This is a genomic window from Pseudomonas sp. SWRI22 (assembly GCF_014268395.2).
Lineage (GTDB): Bacteria > Pseudomonadota > Gammaproteobacteria > Pseudomonadales > Pseudomonadaceae > Aquipseudomonas > Aquipseudomonas paracarnis.
This window is the reverse complement of record NZ_JABWQK020000001.1, coordinates 2,357,000-2,376,536: the sequence shown is the minus strand read 5'-3', so window position 1 is coordinate 2,376,536 and position 19,537 is coordinate 2,357,000. Positions and strand designations below refer to the sequence as shown.

Genomic DNA, 19,537 nt, shown 5'->3' with positions numbered 1-19,537 from the left:
CAGCTACAAATAGGCTCAGGATCGCCGTGCAAGCAGCGGCGCGATTTTTCTACGCAGATTTGAAGGAGTGACCCATGGTTGCCGCATTGCTTGATCGTCTCGGGGTAAACCCGGCGCTGTACCAGGCTGGGAAACAACCCGTGCATTCACCGATTGATGGCAGCCGTATCGGCAGCGTCCATTGGGAAGGTGCCGCCGAGGTGGAGCAACAGGTCAGTCGCGCCGAGCATGCATTCGAAGCCTGGCGCAAAGTGCCGGCGCCGCGACGTGGCGAGCTGGTGCGCCAGTTCGGCGACGTATTGCGCGAGTACAAGGCCGACCTGGGCGAACTCGTTTCCTGGGAGGCCGGCAAGATCACCCAGGAAGGTTTGGGTGAAGTGCAGGAAATGATCGACATCTGCGACTTCGCCGTCGGCCTGTCGCGCCAGTTGTACGGCTTGACCATCGCCTCCGAGCGCCCCGGCCACCATATGCGTGAAACCTGGCACCCGCTGGGCGTGGTCGGCGTGATCAGCGCCTTTAACTTCCCCGTGGCCGTGTGGGCGTGGAACACCGCGCTGGCCTTGGTGTGCGGCAACGCGGTGATCTGGAAACCGTCGGAAAAGACCCCGCTCACTGCACTGGCCTGCCAGGCCTTGTTCGAGCGCGTACTGAAAAAATTCGACGGCGCCCCCGAGTACCTCAGCCAAGTGATCATCGGCGGCCGCGACGCCGGCGCTGCGCTGGTGGATGACCCGCGCGTTGCCCTGATCAGCGCCACCGGCAGCACGCGTATGGGCCGTGAAGTGGCACCCAAAGTCGCCGCGCGTTTCGCCCGCAGCATCCTTGAGTTGGGCGGCAACAACGCGATGATCCTCGGCCCAAGCGCCGACCTGGACATGGCCGTGCGCGCCATCCTCTTCAGCGCGGTGGGCACCGCCGGCCAACGCTGCACCACCCTGCGCCGGCTGATCGCCCATGAGTCGGTCAAGGAAGAAATCGTCACCCGCCTCAAGGCCGCCTATTCCAAAGTGCGCATCGGCCACCCACTGGAAGGCAACCTGATCGGCCCGCTGATCGACAAGCACAGTTTCGACAACATGCAGGACGCCCTTGAGCAAGCCTTGAGCGAAGGCGGCAAAGTGTTCGGCGGCAAGCGCCAACTGCAAGACAAATTCCCCAACGCCTACTACGTATCGCCAGCCATCGTGGAAATGCCCGAGCAAAGCGACGTAGTGTGCAGCGAAACCTTCGCGCCGATTCTTTACGTGGTCGGCTACACCGACTTCGCCGAAGCCCTGCGCCTGAACAACGCCGTGCCACAAGGCTTGTCATCCTGCATCTTCACCACTGACGTGCGTGAAGCCGAGCAGTTCATGTCGGCGGTGGGCAGCGACTGTGGCATTGCCAACGTCAACATCGGCCCGAGCGGCGCGGAGATCGGTGGCGCGTTCGGGGGTGAAAAAGAAACCGGCGGCGGGCGTGAATCGGGCTCGGATGCGTGGCGCGGGTATATGCGCAGGCAGACCAATACCGTGAACTACTCGCTGGAGCTGCCTCTGGCACAAGGCATCACGTTCGACTGACCAGACTGATCGTTCCCACGCTCTGCGTGGGAACGCATTCTGTGACGCTCCGCGTCACGACAATGCGGACGCGGAGCGTCCAAGGCTACATTCCCACGCAGAGCGCGGGAACGAGCGGTGGTGAATTCATCCCGGAGTCTGGCAATGGCACTGCGCGAAACATGTTTATGGGAACACCTCACCCCAGGCCGGCCGGACCGGGCCACGCTCAAGGGCGCGGTCAAGGTGGATGTGTGCGTGATCGGCGCCGGCATCACCGGTTTGTCGGCGGCCATTCATTTGCTGGAACAGGGTAAAAGCGTCGCCGTACTGGAGGCCCATCGCACCGGCCACGGTGGTTCGGGGCGCAACGTCGGGCTGGTCAACGCCGGCCTGTGGATTCCACCGGACGAGATCGAGGCCGGTTTCGGCACGGCGGTGGGCAGCCAACTCAACCGCATGTTGGGTGCGGCGCCGTCCCTGGTGTTCAGCCTGATCGACAAGTACAACATCGACTGCCAATTGCGCCGTGAAGGCACCTTGCACATGGCGCACAACGCCCGTGGCGAGGCGGATTTGCGCAGCCGTGAGGAGCAGTGGAAACGCCGTGGCGCACCGGTTGAGTTACTCACCGGCCAGGCCTGCGAGCAGGCCACCGGTACCCGGAAAATCGCCGCCGCGTTGCTGGATCGGCGCGCCGGCACCTTGAACCCCATGGCCTACACCACTGGGTTGGCGAATGCCGCCGCAGCGTTGGGCGGGCAGTTGTTCGATCATTCCCCGGTCACCCAGCTTGAACGCCAAGGCGCCGATTGGTCGGTGCAGACCGCCGAGGGCGCGGTGCAGGCCGCGCAGGTGGTGATCGCCTCCAACGCCTACACCGAAGGCGAATGGACCGAACTGCGGCGTAACTTCTTCCCCGGCTATTACTATCAGGTGGCCTCGGCGCCGCTGACCGATGACGCGGCCAAGCAGATCCTCCCCGGCGGCCAGGGTTCGTGGGACACGCGCCAGGTCCTGAGCAGCATTCGCCGCGATGCCGATGGCCGCCTGTTGCTGGGCAGCCTGGGTAACGGCAACCAGAAACCGGCGTGGTTCCTCAAGGCGTGGGCCGATCGGGTGCAGCAACACTACTTCCCGTACCTCAAACCGGTGCAGTGGGAATACACCTGGACCGGCTGCATCGCATTCACTCCCGACCACTTGATGCGCCTGTTCGAACCGGCCCCCGGCCTGGTGGCGGTTACCGGTTATAACGGACGCGGGGTGACCACCGGCAGCGTGGTGGGCAAGGCGTTTGCCGACTACCTGTGTCACCAGGACACCCAAGCCTTGCCGATCCCTTTTACGCCCATGCAACCCTTGGCCGCGGTGGGCTTGCGCAGCTGCCTGTATGAAGCCGGCTTCTCGCTCTATCACGCCGGGCAATGCCTGAGGATCGTGATCTGATCAGCGAAATACCCCTCAAAAGCCTGCGTTTTCTTAGCAGGCTACCCATCTGTATTGGTGCAAGTCGTAGCAATCACGCACTGTAAATGTGCAGTTCCGTTACGCACATTGTTACAGCTGCAGGAACTGTCGTTTATGCCTGTGGTTGCAGGTGCGACCTGCCAGGGTTGTACTTTTTTGAAGTGTTGGTTGCACCTCTAGACGCTAGACGGTTGCACGTCCTGGCAAAAGGCGTCGAAACGCCTGTAATAACAATGACACCGTGTCTTTTTGAAGAATAAAAAAGTAATGGCACGCGGCTTGCTCTGAGCTTTCGGTGAAAGGTTTGAATGCAAGTTGTCGTGCCAAAAATCAAAAATATCGGAGCACCACTCATGTCCCAGACGTTTTACAAGAAAGGTTTTCTTGCCCTCGCCGTTGCTGCGGCGCTGGGTGTTTCTACGTTTGTTCAAGCTGATGTGAAAATTGGTGTGGCGGGCCCGATGACGGGTGCCAACGCCGCTTTCGGTGAGCAGTACATGAAGGGTGCCCAGGCGGCAGCCGACGTTATCAACAAGGCCGGCGGCATCAACGGCGAGCAGATCAAACTGGTGGCGGGCGATGACGCCTGCGAGCCCAAGCAGGCCGTGGCCGTGGCCAACCGCCTGGCCGACCAGGACAAAGTGATCGGTGTGGTCGGGCACTTCTGCTCATCCAACACCATCCCGGCGTCTGAGGTTTACGACGAAGCGGGCATCATCGCCATCACCCCAGGCTCCACCAACCCACAAGTGACCGAACGCGGCCTGGGCGCCATGTTCCGTATGTGCGGGCGTGACGACCAGCAAGGCATCGTCGCCGGCGACTACATCGTCGACGTGCTCAAGGGCAAGAAAGTCGCGGTGATCAACGACAAGGACACCTACGGCAAAGGCCTGGCCGACGCCACCGCCGCCCAGTTGACCAAGCGCGGCGTCAAGCCGGTGCTGGAAGAGGGCCTGACCCGAGGTGAGAAAGACTTCAGCGCCCTAGTCACCAAGATCCGCTCCCTGGGCGCCGACGTCGTGTACTTCGGCGGCCTGCATCCGGAAGCCGGCCCACTGGTGCGCCAGATCCGTGAAGCGGGCTTGAAAGACGTCAAGTTCATGTCCGATGACGGCGTGGTCACTGACGAACTGGTAGCCACCGCCGGCGGCGCGCAGTACGTCGATGGCGTGTACATGACCTTCGGCGCCGACCCGCGCCTGCTGCCGGACAGCAAGACGGTCGTGGAAGAGTTCCGCAAGAACGGCACCGAGCCTGAAGGCTACACCCTGTACGCCTACGCCTCGATCCAGGCCCTGGCCGCCGGCTTCAACGGTGCCAAGTCCAACAAGGGCGAAGACGCTGCCAAGTGGCTCAAGGCCAACCCGGTTAAAACCGTCATGGGCGAAAAAGCCTGGGATACCAAGGGCGACCTGAAAGTCTCTGACTACGTGGTTTACCAGTGGGACAAAGACGGCAAATACCATCAGCTGGAAAAGCAGAAGTAAGTACAAGCACCACGGGCCTAAGGTTAGGGGGGCTTGCTGTGGCGAGGGAGCTTGCTCCCGCTGGAGTGCGTAGCACTCCCAACCGCTTACCGAAATACATCTGATGTATCTCGATTGCCCAGTTTGGGGCTGCTTCGCAGCCCAGCGGGAGCAAGCTCCCTCGCCACATAAGCCAGCTCCCACAGAGGGCGTGGTTGCCTGCTCCATTGCAACAAACCTGTCTTTTCCTCCAGAAGCGCCGCACACCCACCGGTGTGCAGGTGCTCACCGCGTGAGATTGCGTTATGGATGGTATTTTCCTGCAGCAACTGGTCAACGGCCTGACCCTCGGGTCGGTCTATGGCCTGATCGCCATCGGCTACACAATGGTCTATGGCATCATTGGCATGATCAACTTCGCCCACGGCGAGGTTTATATGATTTCCGCTTACCTCGCGGCGATCAGTCTGGCACTGCTGGCTTACTTCGGCATCGAATCCTTCCCGCTGCTCATTCTCGGTACCTTGATCTTCACCGTGGTCGTCACCGGCGTGTACGGTTGGGTGATTGAGCGTGTCGCCTACAAACCCCTGCGTAACTCCACCCGCCTGGCACCGCTGATCAGCGCCATCGGTATCTCCCTGATCCTGCAGAATTACGCGCAGATCGCCCAGGGCGCCAAGCAACAAGGCATTCCCACCCTGCTGGCCGGCGCCTGGCGCGTCGATATCGGCACCGGGTTCGTGCAACTGACCTACACCAAAGTGTTCATCCTGGTCGCCGCTTTTGCCGGCATGGCCTTGCTCACCTACATCATCAAATACACCAAGCTCGGCCGCATGTGCCGCGCTACCCAGCAAGACCGCAAGATGGCCTCGATCCTGGGCATCAACACCGACCGCGTGATCTCCTACGTGTTTGTCATCGGTGCCGCCATGGCCGCCCTGGCCGGCGTGCTCATCACCCTCAACTACGGCACCTTCGACTTCTATGCCGGCTTCATCATCGGCATCAAGGCGTTTACCGCGGCGGTACTCGGCGGCATCGGCTCCCTGCCTGGGGCGATGCTGGGCGGGATCATCCTCGGTATCTCCGAGTCGCTGTTCGCGGGGTTGATCAACTCTGACTACAAAGACGTGTTCAGTTTCTCCCTGCTGGTGGTGATTCTGATTTTCCGTCCCCAGGGCCTGCTTGGTCGCCCACTCGTGGCGAAGGTGTAAACATGTCTGCTGCCAAATCCATTGATATCAAGAAAAGTGTGGTCGATACGGTACTCGCGGGGCTGATTTCGCTGATCGTTTTCGGCCCGATTGTCGGCGTGGTGCTCGACGGCTACAGCTTCAACCTGGAACCTGCGCGGGTTGCCGTGCTGGTCGCCATCGTGATGGCCGGGCGCTTTGCCCTCAGCCTTTTCCTGCAAACCCCCAAGGGCGTGAAGATCCTGCAGGGGTTCGAGAGCAGCGGCTCCGGCGTGCACGTGCTGCCACCGGATTACAAGTCGCGGCTGCGCTGGATCATCCCGGCGCTGATCGTGATCGCCATCGTGTTCCCGATCTTTGCCAACAAGTACCTGCTCACCGTGGTGATCCTCGGGCTGATCTACGTGTTGCTCGGCCTGGGCCTGAACATCGTGGTGGGCCTGGCGGGCCTGCTCGACCTGGGTTACGTGGCCTTCTACGCCATCGGTGCCTACGGCCTGGCGCTGGGTTATCAATACCTGGGCCTGGGCTTCTGGACGGTCCTGCCACTGGCGGCCATCGCGGCGGCGTTGGCGGGGTGCATACTCGGCTTCCCGGTGCTGCGAATGCACGGTGACTACCTGGCCATCGTGACCCTGGGTTTTGGTGAAATCATTCGCCTGGTGCTCAACAACTGGCTGTCGTTCACCGGTGGCCCCAACGGTATGCCCGTGCCGTCACCGACCTTTCTGGGCCTGGAGTTCGGCAAGCGTGCGAAGGATGGCGGCATTCCGTTTCACGAGTTTTTCGGCATCGATTACAACCCCAACATCAAGTTCATGTTCATCTACATCGTGCTGTTTCTGGTTGTGCTGGCCGTGCTGTACATCAAGCATCGCCTGACGCGCATGCCGGTCGGCCGCGCCTGGGAAGCCCTGCGCGAAGATGAAATCGCCTGCCGTTCCATGGGCCTGAACCATGTGCTGGTCAAACTCTCAGCCTTCACCATCGGCGCGTCCACCGCCGGTTTGGCCGGGGTGTTCTTTGCCAGCTACCAGGGCTTCGTCAACCCGTCGTCGTTTACCTTCTTCGAGTCGGCGTTGATCCTCGCCATTGTGGTGTTGGGCGGCATGGGCTCGACGGTTGGCGTGGTGATCGCAGCGTTCGTGTTGACCGTGGCGCCGGAACTGCTGCGTAGTTTTTCCGAGTACCGCGTGCTGCTGTTTGGGGTGTTGATGGTGGTGATGATGATCTGGCGACCGCGTGGCTTGATTCGGATTAGCCGTACCGGTGTGACGCCACGCAAAGGGGTAGCGCCATGAGCAAGGAAGTCGTGCTGTCTGTCGAACACCTGATGATGCACTTCGGTGGTATCAAAGCCTTGAGCGATGTAAGCCTCAAGGTTGAACGCAACTCGATCTTCGCCCTGATCGGCCCCAACGGCGCCGGCAAGACCACGGTGTTCAACTGCCTCACCGGCTTCTACAAAGCCAGTGGCGGCAAGATCGAGCTCAACGTGCGCGGCAAGCAAACCAACGTGATCCAACTGCTCGGCGAGCGCTTTGAGGTCACCGACTTCGTGTCGCCCAAAAGCTTCCTCAGCCGCGTTTACTACAAGATGTTCGGCGGCACCCACCTGGTGAACCGTGCCGGCCTGGCCCGCACTTTCCAGAACATTCGCCTGTTCAAGGAAATGTCGGTGCTGGAAAACCTGCTGGTGGCCCAGCACATGTGGGTCAACCGCAACATGCTTGCCGGCATCCTCAACACCAAGGGCTACCGCAAGGCCGAAAGCGATGCGCTGGACTGCGCGTTCTACTGGCTGGAAGTGGTCGACCTGGTGGACTGCGCCAACCGTCTGGCCGGCGAGCTCTCTTACGGCCAGCAGCGCCGCCTGGAGATCGCCCGCGCCATGTGCACGCGGCCGCAGATCATCTGCCTGGACGAACCAGCAGCGGGCCTCAACCCGCAGGAAACCGAAGCCCTCAGCGCGATGATTCGCCTGCTGCGCGACGAACACGACCTTACGGTGGTGCTGATCGAACACGACATGGGCATGGTGATGAGTATTTCCGACCACATTGTGGTGCTGGACCACGGCAACGTGATCGCCGAAGGCGGCCCGGATGCGATCCGCAACGACCCGAAAGTGATCGCCGCCTACCTGGGCGCGGACGAAGAGGAGCTGGTATGAGCGCACCTATCCTCGAAATGAAGGACCTGGACGTGTTCTACGGCCCGATCCAGGCCCTCAAAAAAGTCTCGCTGCACATCAACGAAGGCGAAACCGTCAGCCTGATCGGCTCCAATGGCGCGGGTAAGTCCACGTTGCTGATGTCGATCTTCGGTCAGCCTCGGGCCGAGTCGGGGCAGATCCTCTACAACGGCGTCGACATTACTCACAAGTCGTCCCACTACATCGCTTCCAACGGCATTGCGCAGTCGCCGGAAGGGCGGCGGGTGTTCCCCGACATGACCGTCGAGGAAAACCTGCTGATGGGCACCATCCCCATTGGCGACAAGTTCGCCAGCGAGGACATGCAACGCATGTTCGAGCTGTTCCCCAGGCTCAAGGAGCGGCGCAACCAGCGGGCGATGACCATGTCCGGTGGTGAGCAACAAATGCTCGCCATCGCCCGTGCGCTGATGAGCCGGCCCAAGCTGTTGTTGCTCGATGAGCCAAGCCTGGGGTTGGCGCCGATTGTGGTGAAGCAGATCTTTTCCACCCTGCGCGAGCTGGCGTCCACCGGGATGACCATTTTCCTGGTGGAACAGAACGCCAACCATGCGCTGCGCCTGTCGGACCGGGCGTATGTGATGGTCAATGGTGAGATTCGCCTGACAGGCACCGGCAAGGAGTTGCTGGTGAACGAGGAAGTGCGCAACGCGTACCTGGGCGGTCACTGACCTAAGATCCAGGCGCATCAACCCTGTGGGAACCGGGCCTTATGTGGGAGCCGGGCTTGCCCGCGATAGCATCACCTCGGTTTAGCTGACATACCGAGGTGGCCGCATCGCAGGCAAGCCAGCGCCCACCCAAAGCCGGTTCCCACATTTGTTTTTGCGATGTCAACAAGCCCTCCACCAAATTGTGGAAAACAAATCCAGCCCACCTCAAAAGCGCGACATATAGCCGCCGCAAATCCCTGTTTTGTCACAGTTTTGACTTGTCCCCATCCACTGTGGAACCGGCTGTGGGTAACGTGGGAGTAGCTGGCTGAAAGCCTTTAACCACGTGGCTTGTAGCGTGTTGGTTGTTTTTCGATCAGGGTGTTTTTCGCGACCGTCTCAAGGGTTTGTCAACCTGTTTAAAGACACAGGTATATGAACGAAATAAGTCCTTCCAGCCTGTGGATAAGTCTGTGACTAAACTCTGGAAAGACTTGCGCAGGGGCCGGAATGACTGGCCTGGAGCCATCGTTGTGTTTTTCTGCATTTGTCAGCGGCTACATAGGCGCTCGCCCAGGTCAAGCAAAAAACTTTATAAAACCGCCTGCAACCCTTGTACACAGCGGCTTTGAGCCGTTTGCACTTGCCCCCAAAGACTGTGGGCGCAGTTGTGGATAACCTGCGCGTATATGGCTGCAAGCTACGGTTTATAAGGCTTTGCGAGGATTGGTTAAAAAATGATCAGCCAGGCATGCGTGTGTGTGCACGGCGGTTGCCGCAAACGCGGCGTAAGGGCATTCTGCTGGCTGTTTTTTTCCCCGATGCCCGCAAGGAGAACACCATGTCCGACACGCTGTTTATCACTGGCGCTACTTCAGGTTTCGGCGAAGCCTGTGCCCGTCGCTTTGCCGAGGCCGGTTGGAAACTGGTGCTCACTGGTCGTCGTGCCGAGCGCTTGAACGCCTTGGTCGAAGAGCTTTCCAAGCAGACCGAAGTGCATGGCCTGGTGGTGGATGTGCGCGACCGCAAAGGCATGGAGGAGGCCATCGCCAACCTGCCGGCGTCGTTCGCCACGCTGCGCGGCCTGATCAACAACGCCGGCCTGGCCGTGGGCACCGACCCTGCGCCCAAGTGCGACCTCGACGATTGGGAAACCATGGTCGATACCAACATCAAGGGCCTGCTGACCACCACTAACCTGCTGTTGCCGCGCCTGATTGCCCATGGCCGCGGTGCCGGGATCATCAACCTGGGTTCCATCGCCGGTAACTACCCGTACCCGGGCAGCCACGTATACGGCGGTTCCAAGGCGTTCGTGAAGCAGTTTTCGCTGAACCTGCGCTGCGACTTGCAAGGCACCGGCGTGCGCGTGACCAATATCGAGCCGGGCTTGTGTGAAAGCGAGTTCTCCCTGGTGCGCTTCGGCGGTGACCAGGCGCGTTATGACGCCACCTACGCAGGTGCGGAACCGATCCAGCCGCAGGACATTGCCGATACGATTTTCTGGGTGATGAACACCCCGGCGCACGTGAACATCAACCGCCTGGAGTTGATGCCGGTGAGCCAGACCTGGGCTGGGTTTGCGATTGAGCGTGGGGCCAAGGGCTAAGCGCCTGCGCGACACACGCTGATTGTTCCCACGCTCCGCGTGGTAATGCCGCCGGGGGCGCTCTGCGCCCCGCTTTCTGCTGGTGACGCAGAGCGTCACGCGATGCGTTCCCACGCGGAGCGTGGGAACGATCAGTGGCGGCAAATCGGTCAAAATGCGGCATAAGGTACACTGCCCGCCTGAAAACCCCACCGCACCCAGCGGTTTAAAGGTTTTGACAGGAGGCAATGTGAGTAACCGAGGTGAGCAGGCACTGCTCAAACAATCGACTATCCTGATGTTCGCAGTCGCGATCGCAGGGATTGTCACGGGTGTGATATCAGGCGCCCAATCCATTCTGTTCGACGGCTTTTTCTCGCTGATCGCCACCGCCATCAAGGTGCTGATGCTGATCACGGCCAAGCTGATCGCCAAGAAAAGCAACGAGCGTTTCCAATTCGGCTATTGGCACCTGGAGCCGATGGTGCTGCTGATAGAGGGCAGTTTCCTGCTGTTGATCGCCATTTATGCGTTCCTCAATGGCGTGTTCGGCATTATCAATGGCGGGCGCGAAATCGAGTTGGGGCTGGTGATCATTTATGCGGCGGTATTTACCGTCGTGGAGTTCGCGTACTTCTTCTATGTGCGCTACCGCAATCGCACACTCAAATCGTCATTGATCCAGTTCGACAACATCAGCTGGCTGGTGGACGCGATGCTGTCGGTGGGCTTGCTGATCAGCTTCCTGGCGGCGCTGTTGCTCAAGTCCCAGGGCTATGGCGAGTGGGCGGTCTACGTGGACCCGTTGATCCTGATCCTGCTGGCCCTGAGCATGCTGGCGCCGGCGTTCAAGATCCTGCGCCCGGCGCTGCGCGAAGTGTTGGGGATCGCGCCGGATCACTTGGACGACAAGGTCCGCGAGGTGATGGACGCGGCGCAGGCCAAGCATGGTTTCGACGACTACGTGTCCTATGTGCAGAAGCACGGGCGGGCGCGGTTTATCGAGATTCATGTGGTGCTGCCAGCGGATTACCCGGTGGATAACGTCGCCACCCTCGATGGGCTGCGTGAAGAGATATCCACAGGGCTGGGGGCGGCGGATGCGGCGCGGTGGTTGACGATCAGTTTTACCGGGGATCGCAAGTGGATTGCATAAAGTCTGTTTGACCGGGGTGAGGCTATCGCAGGCAAGCCAGCTCCCACATTTAAATGTGCGAACACAATCAACTGTGGGAGCTGGCTTGCCTGCGATGGGGCCCTGCAGGTCAGCCCAGATGCTGGACCAAACCCTGATAGCAAGTCGCCAAATGATAGGGCGTAGTCGACGGCATATCACGTCGGCTCACCTTACCCTCGGCATCCAGGCATTCATGCCAACCCTTGGCATGCAAAAAGCGCTGTTGCAGCGCCTGCAACTGACGCTGCAGCATCGCCTCGCTGCCTGGCCGCAAAGTCAGTGCCCGCAGGTACTCCGCCTGAGCCCAGATCCGTTGGGTACCGTCGCGCACCGTGCCATCCAGCGCCAGCATGCCGCTGACCGCACCGCTTAATTTATCCACACCCTTTTGCTCGGCATAGGCAAATGCCCGTGTCAGCGACTCATGCAGTGCAGTGCCGCGCAGCACAGCTGAAGATTCCAGCAAAAAGAACCATTCGAACTGGTGCCCCGGCTCAAACCAGTTATCCACAGCGCCCAAAGGTTTCTCCATCATCACGCCGTGCTCGCGGTCGATGAAGCGTTGCTGCATGGCCGTCGCCAGTGCCAGCAGGGCCGCTTGTACCTGGGCGTCCTCACGCACCGCGAGGGTGGCGAGGAAGCCTTCAGCCAGGTGCATCAACGGGTTTTGCAACGGGCCGGAGTCGAGCGAGGCCCAGTTGCGCTCCAGTACGGCCTCGTACAAGCCGTCACCGGTGGCAAAGCGTTGGGCGACGACTTCCAGGGCAGCGCTGAGTACCGACTCGACCAACGGCTCACGCACCTTGGCCCAGTAATGGGCGCAGGCAAAGATAATGAAGGCGTGGGTGTAGAGGTCTTTGCGCTCGTCCAGCGGCTGGCCGGCGGGGTCGATGCTGTAGAACCAGCCACCGTGTTCGGCATCATGAAAGTGCCGTTGCAGGGAGCGAAACAGCGCAGCCGCACGTTCTTCGGCGAAAGCCGCGCCGGGTTCGCCGATCAGGCTGGCGAACAGGTACAACTGCCGGGCGCAAGCCATGGCGCGATAGCGCTGGGGGGGCAGTGGCTGGTGATCGGCATCCAGTGCCTCAAAGGGCAGTGCCAGGTCGGCATTCCAGCCCGGGCCTTGCCAGAGAGGCACGATCAGGTCATGGAAGTGCGTGAGCACAGGCGTCAGGGAAGAGGGGGAAGCGATGGGCATTGGCTGGCGTCGTCACGGCAGGGGTGTAGGCGCGCATGGTAGCAGGCTGATCGTTCCCACGCTCTGCGTGGGAATGCATTTTATGACGCTCTGCGTCATGCTTTGGGACGCAGAGCGTCCTAGGCTGCATTCCCACGCGGAGCGTGGGAACGATCTTTTCCTCAGCCCGCCAGCAACCACACCCCAGTCGCCGCCGAAGCAGCCCCGGCCACTCGCACCAAGGGTGCCGCAGCTGCCGGCAAAAAGCGCACCACTGCATAACCCGCAGCGTGCAACACGGCTGTTGCCCCCACGAACCCAGCCGCATACGCCCAAGGGCTGGTCATATCCGGCAGTTCCAGGCCATGGGCCACGCCGTGAAACAGCGCAAACAACGCCGTGGCGCCCACGGCCACGAACAGCGGCGGCCGGACCGCCAACGCTACCGCCAGGCCCAAGGCCAGCACCGATGCAGCAATCCCGCTTTCCAGCGCCGGCAATTGCAGCCCTTCGAAACCCAACACCCCGCCGATCAGCATGGTGCCGACAAAGGTGCACGGCAGCGCCCAACGCGCGGCGCCTTTTTGCTGGGCCGCCCAGAGGCCCACCGCAAGCATGGCCAGCAAGTGATCGAGGCCGCCCAAGGGGTGGCTGATACCGGCCACCAGGCCATTGTCGCCATGGCCCGGATGGGCGAAGGCCAAGGCAGGGGCGAGCAGCAGCGCGGCGGCGGCGAAAAGTCTGTTGAGTCTCATGGACAGGTTCCTTATAAGTTGATCAGGCGGCGGTCAGCAGGCCCTGGCGTTCGATGAAGGCGACGATGTCGTCCAGGCCGACCCCGGTCTTCTGGTTGCTGAACACAAAGGGTTTGCCGTTGCGCATGCGCTGGGTGTCGCTGTTCATCAGTTCCAGCGAGGCACCCACCAGCGGGGCCAGGTCAATCTTGTTGATCACCAGCAGGTCGGATTTGCAAATACCGGGCCCGCCCTTGCGCGGCAGTTTGTCGCCCGCAGAGACATCAATCACATAGATGGTCAGGTCCGACAGTTCCGGGCTGAAGGTGGCCGACAGGTTGTCGCCGCCGGACTCCACCAGAATCAGGTCCAGGCCGGGAAAACGGCGGTTGAGTTGGTCCACGGCCTCCAGGTTGATCGAGGCATCTTCGCGAATCGCCGTGTGTGGGCAGCCACCGGTTTCCACGCCGATGATGCGCTCCGGCGCCAGGGCCTGGTTACGCACCAGGAAGTCGGCGTCTTCACGGGTGTAGATGTCGTTGGTGACCACCGCCAGGTTGTAGCGATCGCGCAGCGCCAGGCACAGGGCCAGGGTCAGGGCGGTCTTGCCCGAGCCTACCGGGCCGCCGATACCGACGCGCAGGGGTTGTGTGTTCATGTGCTTCTCCAGAATCAGGAACGGAACAGGCGGCTGTACTGGCGCTCGTGGGCCATGCACGCCAGGGACAGGCCAAAAGCGGCGCTGCCCAAATGGTTAGGGTTAATGCGTTCGGCATCCTGCTGTGCTTGTTGCAGCAGCGGCAGCAGTTCGCTGGTCAACCGCTGGGCCGCTTGCTGGCCCAATGGCAGGGTTTTCATCAGTACCGCCAGTTGGTTTTCCAGCCAGCTCCATAGCCAGGCGGCAAGAGCATCGCCGGGGTTGATGTGCCAGGCGCGCGCGGCCAAGGCCCAGCCCAGGGCCAGATGCGGTTCGTCGCGTTGTGCAAGAAAATCACGGGCGCTGTCGTCCAGTTCCGGCAAGCCGTTGAGCAGTTGTTGCAGGGAATAGCCCATCTGACGACTCTCCTGATACAGCTCCCGGGTCTCACGGCTGGCGCGATGCTCGTCGCACCACTGCGCCAATTGGGCCCAGTCCTGTTCGACGGCTGCGCGGCAGTGGGCGAGCAGCAGCGGGGCTTCGAAACGCGCCAGGTTGAGCAGCAACTGGTCACTGATCCAGCGCCGGGCGCTCGCGGCATCCTGCACGCGGCCGTTGTCCACCGCCATTTCCAGGCCTTGGGAATAGCTGTAGCCGCCAATCGGCAGTTGCGGACTGGCCAGGCGCAGCAGCGCCCAGGCTGGGTTCATAGACGCACGCCGAACTGATGCAGCTTGGGCGCGTAGTTGAAGTCTTCATCACCATGCCGTGAATGATGATGGCCGCCGCCATAGGCGCCGTGCTCGGGTTGAAACGGCGCCTCGAGGGTCTGCGCATCGGCACCCAGTTGCTCGAGCATGGCCTTGAGCACGTAGTCATCGAGCAGGCGCAGCCAGCCGTCACCGACTTGCAGGGCCACATGGCGGTTGCCCAGGTGATAGGCGGCACGGGTGAGCTCGAAGGCGTTGCGGCAGGTGACGTGCAGCAGTTGTTCAGGGCGGGCGCATACCCGTACGACGCGTCCGTCTTCTGCCTGCAGGAATTCACCATCGTGCAAGGGCGGCTGGCCCCGCTCCAAAAACAGGCCGACGTCTTCACCGTCGGCACTGAAACAGCGCAGGCGGCTTTTGCTGCGGGCTTCGAAGTTGAGCAGCAACTCGGCGGCCCAGAGGGCTTGGGGGGCGATTCGGCGGTGTATCACCAGCATCAGAGAGCTTCCAACTGTGAGCGATGAAAGACCTAGAGCAAGGGGCTTGCCAATCACGGAATCGAGTAGGAATTCCCTGTAGTCAGGCAGGCATGCTGCTCAATAGGGCGTCGGATGATTTCCGCGCGTGTATCAATTTGGTGCGTGCCGAGGTTTATAGCACCGGGGAAGGGCATTCTGCGTTGATGGCGCCGCTCAGTTTGATGAAGTTTCTTTCATCTTTTTCTTTGTAGGTGTTTTTTAGGATTTTTCCTACGAGTCATCAGGATTTGGAGCTCATAAGATTACCTGCGGGTTCTTTAGGCTATGCGGCCTGTTTAATTCCACCGCGACGTTCATCATGCTTCGATCAATTTTTTGTGTATGCCTTGTCAGCCTGACCTGCTTTATTTCATCGGCAAAGGCCAATTTCCAACCCCGCGCCACCTTCAGCTCTTCGCTGCAAAGCATCAAGCCGGCCTCTATCGACGATGTCATTGACCGCGCCCATGAGTTGCTGGGTACGCCCTATAAGTGGGGCGGCACATCGGCAGAGCAGGGCTTCGATTGCAGTAGCTTCCTGGTGTACTTGTTCAAGACCCAAGCCAATATCCAGCTACCCCGCACCACTGCCGCCATGCACCGTTCATCGGCGACAACCATCAAACGCAGTGCTTTAAAGCCAGGGGATGCAGTGTTTTTCAAAGGCAACGGGCGGGGCCAGGTCAGCCATGTCGGCCTTTATATCGGCCAGGGCAAATTCATCCATTCGCCGCGTACCGGCAAAACCATCCGTATCGATTCATTGAGCAATAGCTACTGGAACAAGCACTACACCACCGCCAAACGGTTCCACACGGCGGGTTGATTGACTTACTCGGTGCTGCCCAGCCCTTGCCAATGTTTGAGGCCGATAAAGATAAAGCGCAGTTGCTGGGTGATTTTCGCCTGGGGCGTAAGGTGGGCCGGCAAGGCGTGGGCCGGTGGGTCGATGATATCGGGCAGGGTGGCGAACACACTCTTGACGATCAGGTCGGCCATCACGTGCAAACCTTCGGCATCCAAGTGCTGAAGTTTGGGCATCAGTGTCAGGTCGGCGGCCAGGTCGCGAGTGATGTCTTCGCGCAGGGCGGCGATGGCTTGGCGCACGGCCAGGCAGCCGCCGTACTGTTCGCGAGCCAGGAACAGGAACTGAGAGCGGTTAGCCGAAACCACATCGAGAAAGATGCGCACCGAGGCATCAATGATGCCGCCCATCACGAATTCGTTGTGGCGCACCAGGCGGATCGTGGCGCGAAAGGTCTGGCCGACCTCGCTTACCAGTACCAGCCCAAGTTGGTCCATGTCGGCGAAATGGCGATAGAAACCGGTGGGCACGATACCCGCGGTCTTGGCCACTTCGCGCAAACTCAGGCTGCCAAACCCACGGCCACACTCCATCAGATGGCGGGCTGCGTCCATCAGGGCGAGGCGGGTCTGTTGCTTCTGTTCGGCGCGGGGCAGCATGAGCGGATGAGCTTTGTCGGCAAGTACAGCGACGCACTCTAGCAAAAGCGCTTTGCCGGCGTCGAACTTGGCAGGGGCGGGGCGTGACGCGTCCTATATAAAAGCAAAAGCCCGATCGGCAGATCGGGCTTTTTTCTGGGCCACCACAGGCTTAGCTCTGTGCTTGATGCAGTTCTTGCAGACGGTCGGCACCGCCTTCAGCAACGCCTTCGGTGTAGGCGCGTTTGTTGGCTTGTTCAGCACCGCCTTCGACCAGACCTTTCTCTTGCAGGCGGTTGTAGCCATTTTCAGCTACGGCGCCTTTGGCGTAATCACGGTTTTCGTCTTCTTGCGAACCGCTGCGAGCCACGGTTTGGCTGGTTTGCACGGCTTGAGCTTTGTTCTGCGGGGTGGCCTGTTCGGCAGCTGGCAGGGCAAAAGCGCTGGAAGCCAGGACAGATAACAGAACGGTAGCGAGTAATTGGCGTTTCATGATGGTTGCTCCTAGGGAGGGCGATAAAGTGGGTACAGGGCTAATGTTACCCTTGATAAGTCGATATAAAAGTTCATAAACACAATGGTAATAATCAACAGAATTGATTGTTCTCACCGAAGGCTCTAGATCGAGCCTCTCAAGCCCGCGGCTTTGCACCGATGTGGGTATTTTCGACACGAACCTGAGTAACAATGGTGCGTCGTCGATGGGGAAAATTGTCTGGTTGATCAGGAAAATCGCTTTTTTCGGTTAAATCCGCGGTTGCGTTAAACCCCCAGGCACTTTGCCAGTCGTAGTCCTATAAGCTGTTTAAAAGGCTGTTGCCCAGCCAGTCGTATTCAGGAGTCCTGTGCAATGACGCGCACTCGTAAAATTCTCGCTTGGAGCTGCGCCAGCTTCGTTCTGTTGATTGCCATCGTGGTACTGGTGTTGGTGTTCTTCGACTGGAACCGCATCAAGCCGCCCCTCAATGCCAAGGTCTCCGAAGAACTGCATCGTCCGTTCGCCATCAACGGCAACCTCGCCGTGGTGTGGCAGCGTGAGCCCGATGAAGGCGGCTGGCGCGCCTGGGTGCCGTGGCCCCATGTGATTGCCGAAGACCTGACTCTGGGGAACCCCGATTGGTCGAAACAACCGCAGATGGTCACGCTCAAGAAGGTTGAGCTGCGCATTTCGCCCCTGGCCTTGCTGGTGCAGCGTGTGGTGATCCCGCGCATCGACCTCACCGAACCCAGTGCCCAGTTGCAGCGCCTGGCTGATGGCCGCGCCAACTGGACGTTCAAGTTCGACCCCAAGGACCCCAACGCCGAACCGTCCAATTGGGTGGTGGATATTGGCGCCATCGGCTTCGACAAAGGCCATGTGACACTTGACGATCAAAGCCTCAAGACCCAGTTGGATGTGATCATCGACCCGCTGGGCAAGCCGATTCCCTTCGGTGAAATCGTCGGCGATGCCGATGCCAAAAAAGCCCTGGAAAAAGGCTCGGCGCCCCAGGACTACGCGTTCGGCCTCAAGGTCAAAGGCCAGTACCACGGCCAGAAACTCGCGGGCACGGGCAAGATCGGTGGCTTGCTGGCCTTGCAGGACGCGGCCAAGCCGTTCCCGCTGCAAGCCCAAGTCAAGATCGCGGACACCAGCATCGCCCTGGCCGGCACCCTGACCGACCCGCTGAACCTCGGTGCCCTGGACCTGCGCCTGAAGCTTTCAGGCAGCAGCCTGGGCAACCTGTACCCGCTGACCGGCGTGACCCTGCCGGATTCGCCGGCCTATTCCACCGACGGCCACCTGATCGCCAAACTGCATGAGGCCAGCGGCGCCTCCTTCCGCTACGAGAACTTCAACGGCAAGATCGGCAACAGCGACATCCACGGCGACCTGGCCTATGTTGCCAGCCAGCCACGGCCCAAGCTCAGCGGCGCGCTGGTGTCCAACCAACTGCTGATGGATGACCTGGCGCCGCTGATTGGCGCAGATTCCAATGCCGAGCAAAAAGCCCGTGGCGGTGAAAGCAAGCAACCGGCGACCAAAGTGCTGCCGGTTGAAGAGTTCCGCACCGAACGCTGGCGTGAGATGGATGCCGATGTGGAGTTCACCGGCAAGCGTATCGTGCACAGTGCCGACTTGCCCTTTACCGACCTCTACACCCACCTGGTGCTCAACGACGGCCAACTGAGCCTTGAACCCCTGCGCTTTGGCGTGGCCGGTGGGAAGCTCGATGCGCAGATTCGCTTGAACGGCCGCACTACGCCGATGGAGGGCCGCGCCAAGCTGACGGCGCGCAACTTCAAGCTCAAGCAGTTGTTCCCGACTTTCGAACCGATGAAAACCAGCTTCGGTGAACTCAACGGCGATGCCGATATTTCCGGGCGCGGCAACTCGGTGGCGGCACTGTTGGGCACGTCCAACGGTGACCTGAAGATGCTCATCAACGATGGCGCCATCAGCCGAAGCCTGATGGAAATCGCAGGGCTCAACGTGGGCAACTACGTGGTGGGCCGTCTGTTCGGCGACGAGGAAGTGAAGATTAACTGCGCAGCGGCGGACTTCGGCATCAAGACGGGCCTGGCGACCACGCGGCTGTTTGTGTTCGATACCGAGAACGCGATCATCTACATCGACGGCACCGCGAATATGGCCACCGAGCAGTTGGACCTGACCATCACGCCGGAATCCAAGGGCTTTCGCCTGTTCTCCCTGCGTTCACCGCTTTACGTCAATGGACCTTTCATCAAGCCCAATGCTGGCGTGAAAGCCATTCCGTTGGCGCTACGCGGTGCGGGCATGGTCGCCCTCGGCGTGATCGCCGGGCCTGCTGCTGGCTTGCTCGCCTTGGTTGCCCCAAGCGGTGGCGAGCCCAATGAGTGCGCACCGTTGCTGCAACAGATGAAGGAAGGCAAGGCGCCCAAGACCGTGAAGTAACTGTGGGAGCGGGCTTGCCCGCGATAGCGGAGTATCAGTCAATGATTTATCAACTGATCCAGCGCTATCGCGGGCAAGCCCGCTCC

At 60.6% G+C, this 19,537-nt stretch carries 18 protein-coding genes; 11 read left to right on the top strand and 7 right to left on the bottom strand.

Annotated features, from left to right (window positions below; genetic code table 11):
- Positions 1-74 precede the first annotated feature (74 nt).
- From HU730_RS10515 to HU730_RS10475, 9 genes are all read left to right on the top strand, one after another.
- The gene (locus tag HU730_RS10515) at positions 75-1,565 is read left to right on the top strand and encodes an aldehyde dehydrogenase family protein (protein ID WP_019818294.1); all 1,491 of its coding nucleotides are present in this window, start codon (positions 75-77) and stop codon (positions 1,563-1,565) included.
- A 144-nt stretch (positions 1,566-1,709) separates the two neighbouring features.
- On the top strand, positions 1,710-2,993 hold the full coding sequence (locus HU730_RS10510) for an FAD-binding oxidoreductase (RefSeq protein ID WP_034125664.1): 1,284 nt from the start codon (positions 1,710-1,712) through the stop codon (positions 2,991-2,993).
- A gap of 374 nt (positions 2,994-3,367) precedes the next feature.
- Entirely contained in the window at positions 3,368-4,504 is a 1,137-nt protein-coding gene (locus tag HU730_RS10505; protein WP_057702608.1) for a branched-chain amino acid ABC transporter substrate-binding protein, read from the top strand.
- A 284-nt stretch (positions 4,505-4,788) separates the two neighbouring features.
- Positions 4,789-5,703 carry a branched-chain amino acid ABC transporter permease gene (locus tag HU730_RS10500; protein ID WP_034125666.1) on the top strand — a complete coding sequence of 305 codons (915 nt, stop codon included), beginning with the start codon at positions 4,789-4,791 and terminating at the stop codon, positions 5,701-5,703.
- Positions 5,704-5,705: 2 nt separating this feature from the next.
- Positions 5,706-6,983 (top strand): high-affinity branched-chain amino acid ABC transporter permease LivM, encoded by a 1,278-nt coding sequence (livM, locus tag HU730_RS10495; protein WP_003188100.1) that lies wholly within the window; start codon positions 5,706-5,708, stop codon positions 6,981-6,983.
- Positions 6,980-7,855 (top strand): ATP-binding cassette domain-containing protein, encoded by an 876-nt coding sequence (locus HU730_RS10490; RefSeq protein WP_186527418.1) that lies wholly within the window; start codon positions 6,980-6,982, stop codon positions 7,853-7,855. The genes livM and HU730_RS10490 overlap by 4 nt, the downstream gene beginning before the upstream one ends.
- Positions 7,852-8,568 (top strand): ABC transporter ATP-binding protein, encoded by a 717-nt coding sequence (locus HU730_RS10485; RefSeq protein ID WP_005784287.1) that lies wholly within the window; start codon positions 7,852-7,854, stop codon positions 8,566-8,568. The genes HU730_RS10490 and HU730_RS10485 overlap by 4 nt, the downstream gene beginning before the upstream one ends.
- A gap of 823 nt (positions 8,569-9,391) precedes the next feature.
- On the top strand, positions 9,392-10,159 hold the full coding sequence (locus HU730_RS10480) for an SDR family oxidoreductase (protein WP_034125868.1): 768 nt from the start codon (positions 9,392-9,394) through the stop codon (positions 10,157-10,159).
- A 229-nt stretch (positions 10,160-10,388) separates the two neighbouring features.
- Complete coding sequence (locus tag HU730_RS10475) at positions 10,389-11,294, top strand: cation diffusion facilitator family transporter (RefSeq protein WP_003188105.1); 906 nt, start codon at positions 10,389-10,391, stop codon at positions 11,292-11,294.
- A 109-nt stretch (positions 11,295-11,403) separates the two neighbouring features.
- Here HU730_RS10475 and HU730_RS10470 read toward each other — a convergent pair whose 3' ends face one another.
- The 5 genes from HU730_RS10470 to ureE form a co-directional block, all read right to left on the bottom strand.
- Positions 11,404-12,513, bottom strand: a complete 1,110-nt coding sequence (locus HU730_RS10470; RefSeq protein ID WP_186527419.1) for an AGE family epimerase/isomerase — start codon at positions 12,511-12,513, stop codon at positions 11,404-11,406.
- 161 nt (positions 12,514-12,674) lie between these two features.
- Complete coding sequence (locus HU730_RS10465; protein ID WP_034125669.1) at positions 12,675-13,247, bottom strand: HupE/UreJ family protein; 573 nt, start codon at positions 13,245-13,247, stop codon at positions 12,675-12,677.
- 22 nt (positions 13,248-13,269) lie between these two features.
- Positions 13,270-13,884: an urease accessory protein UreG gene (ureG, locus tag HU730_RS10460; RefSeq protein ID WP_003188109.1), complete on the bottom strand. Its 615-nt coding sequence runs from the start codon at positions 13,882-13,884 to the stop codon at positions 13,270-13,272.
- 14 nt (positions 13,885-13,898) lie between these two features.
- Positions 13,899-14,573 carry an urease accessory protein UreF gene (locus HU730_RS10455; protein WP_127880448.1) on the bottom strand — a complete coding sequence of 225 codons (675 nt, stop codon included), beginning with the start codon at positions 14,571-14,573 and terminating at the stop codon, positions 13,899-13,901.
- Positions 14,570-15,070, bottom strand: a complete 501-nt coding sequence (gene ureE / locus HU730_RS10450) for an urease accessory protein UreE (protein ID WP_054896372.1) — start codon at positions 15,068-15,070, stop codon at positions 14,570-14,572. Before ureE ends, HU730_RS10455 begins: the two co-directional genes overlap by 4 nt.
- Positions 15,071-15,410: 340 nt before the next feature.
- On the opposite strand from ureE, the gene HU730_RS10445 reads away from it, so the two are divergent.
- Complete coding sequence (locus HU730_RS10445) at positions 15,411-15,917, top strand: C40 family peptidase (RefSeq protein ID WP_034125672.1); 507 nt, start codon at positions 15,411-15,413, stop codon at positions 15,915-15,917.
- Between the two features lie 5 nt (positions 15,918-15,922).
- Here the strand turns inward: HU730_RS10445 and HU730_RS10440 are convergent, their stop codons facing one another.
- Both HU730_RS10440 and HU730_RS10435 read right to left on the bottom strand, forming a co-directional pair.
- Positions 15,923-16,555: a TetR family transcriptional regulator gene (locus HU730_RS10440; protein WP_003188114.1), complete on the bottom strand. Its 633-nt coding sequence runs from the start codon at positions 16,553-16,555 to the stop codon at positions 15,923-15,925.
- A 151-nt stretch (positions 16,556-16,706) separates the two neighbouring features.
- Positions 16,707-17,027: a hypothetical protein gene (locus HU730_RS10435; protein WP_003188116.1), complete on the bottom strand. Its 321-nt coding sequence runs from the start codon at positions 17,025-17,027 to the stop codon at positions 16,707-16,709.
- A gap of 357 nt (positions 17,028-17,384) precedes the next feature.
- Between HU730_RS10435 and HU730_RS10430 the strand changes: the two genes are divergently transcribed.
- Positions 17,385-19,451 carry an AsmA family protein gene (locus HU730_RS10430; protein WP_034125673.1) on the top strand — a complete coding sequence of 689 codons (2,067 nt, stop codon included), beginning with the start codon at positions 17,385-17,387 and terminating at the stop codon, positions 19,449-19,451.
- Positions 19,452-19,537: the final 86 nt, after the last annotated feature.

Bases quoted from the DNA above. Each gene is read 5' to 3' on its own strand.
- HU730_RS10515 (WP_019818294.1), top strand. From the start codon at position 75: ATGGTTGCCGCATTGCTTGATCGTCTCGGGGTAAACCCGGCGCTGTAC.
- HU730_RS10510 (WP_034125664.1), top strand. From the start codon at position 1,710: ATGGCACTGCGCGAAACATGTTTATGGGAACACCTCACCCCAGGCCGG.
- HU730_RS10505 (WP_057702608.1), top strand. From the start codon at position 3,368: ATGTCCCAGACGTTTTACAAGAAAGGTTTTCTTGCCCTCGCCGTTGCT.
- HU730_RS10500 (WP_034125666.1), top strand. From the start codon at position 4,789: ATGGATGGTATTTTCCTGCAGCAACTGGTCAACGGCCTGACCCTCGGG.
- livM (WP_003188100.1), top strand. From the start codon at position 5,706: ATGTCTGCTGCCAAATCCATTGATATCAAGAAAAGTGTGGTCGATACG.
- HU730_RS10490 (WP_186527418.1), top strand. From the start codon at position 6,980: ATGAGCAAGGAAGTCGTGCTGTCTGTCGAACACCTGATGATGCACTTC.
- HU730_RS10485 (WP_005784287.1), top strand. From the start codon at position 7,852: ATGAGCGCACCTATCCTCGAAATGAAGGACCTGGACGTGTTCTACGGC.
- HU730_RS10480 (WP_034125868.1), top strand. From the start codon at position 9,392: ATGTCCGACACGCTGTTTATCACTGGCGCTACTTCAGGTTTCGGCGAA.
- HU730_RS10470 (WP_186527419.1), bottom strand. From the start codon at position 12,513: ATGCCCATCGCTTCCCCCTCTTCCCTGACGCCTGTGCTCACGCACTTC.
- HU730_RS10465 (WP_034125669.1), bottom strand. From the start codon at position 13,247: ATGAGACTCAACAGACTTTTCGCCGCCGCCGCGCTGCTGCTCGCCCCT.
- ureG (WP_003188109.1), bottom strand. From the start codon at position 13,884: ATGAACACACAACCCCTGCGCGTCGGTATCGGCGGCCCGGTAGGCTCG.
- HU730_RS10455 (WP_127880448.1), bottom strand. From the start codon at position 14,573: ATGAACCCAGCCTGGGCGCTGCTGCGCCTGGCCAGTCCGCAACTGCCG.
- ureE (WP_054896372.1), bottom strand. From the start codon at position 15,070: ATGCTGGTGATACACCGCCGAATCGCCCCCCAAGCCCTCTGGGCCGCC.
- HU730_RS10445 (WP_034125672.1), top strand. From the start codon at position 15,411: ATGCTTCGATCAATTTTTTGTGTATGCCTTGTCAGCCTGACCTGCTTT.
- HU730_RS10440 (WP_003188114.1), bottom strand. From the start codon at position 16,555: ATGCTGCCCCGCGCCGAACAGAAGCAACAGACCCGCCTCGCCCTGATG.
- HU730_RS10435 (WP_003188116.1), bottom strand. From the start codon at position 17,027: ATGAAACGCCAATTACTCGCTACCGTTCTGTTATCTGTCCTGGCTTCC.
- HU730_RS10430 (WP_034125673.1), top strand. From the start codon at position 17,385: ATGACGCGCACTCGTAAAATTCTCGCTTGGAGCTGCGCCAGCTTCGTT.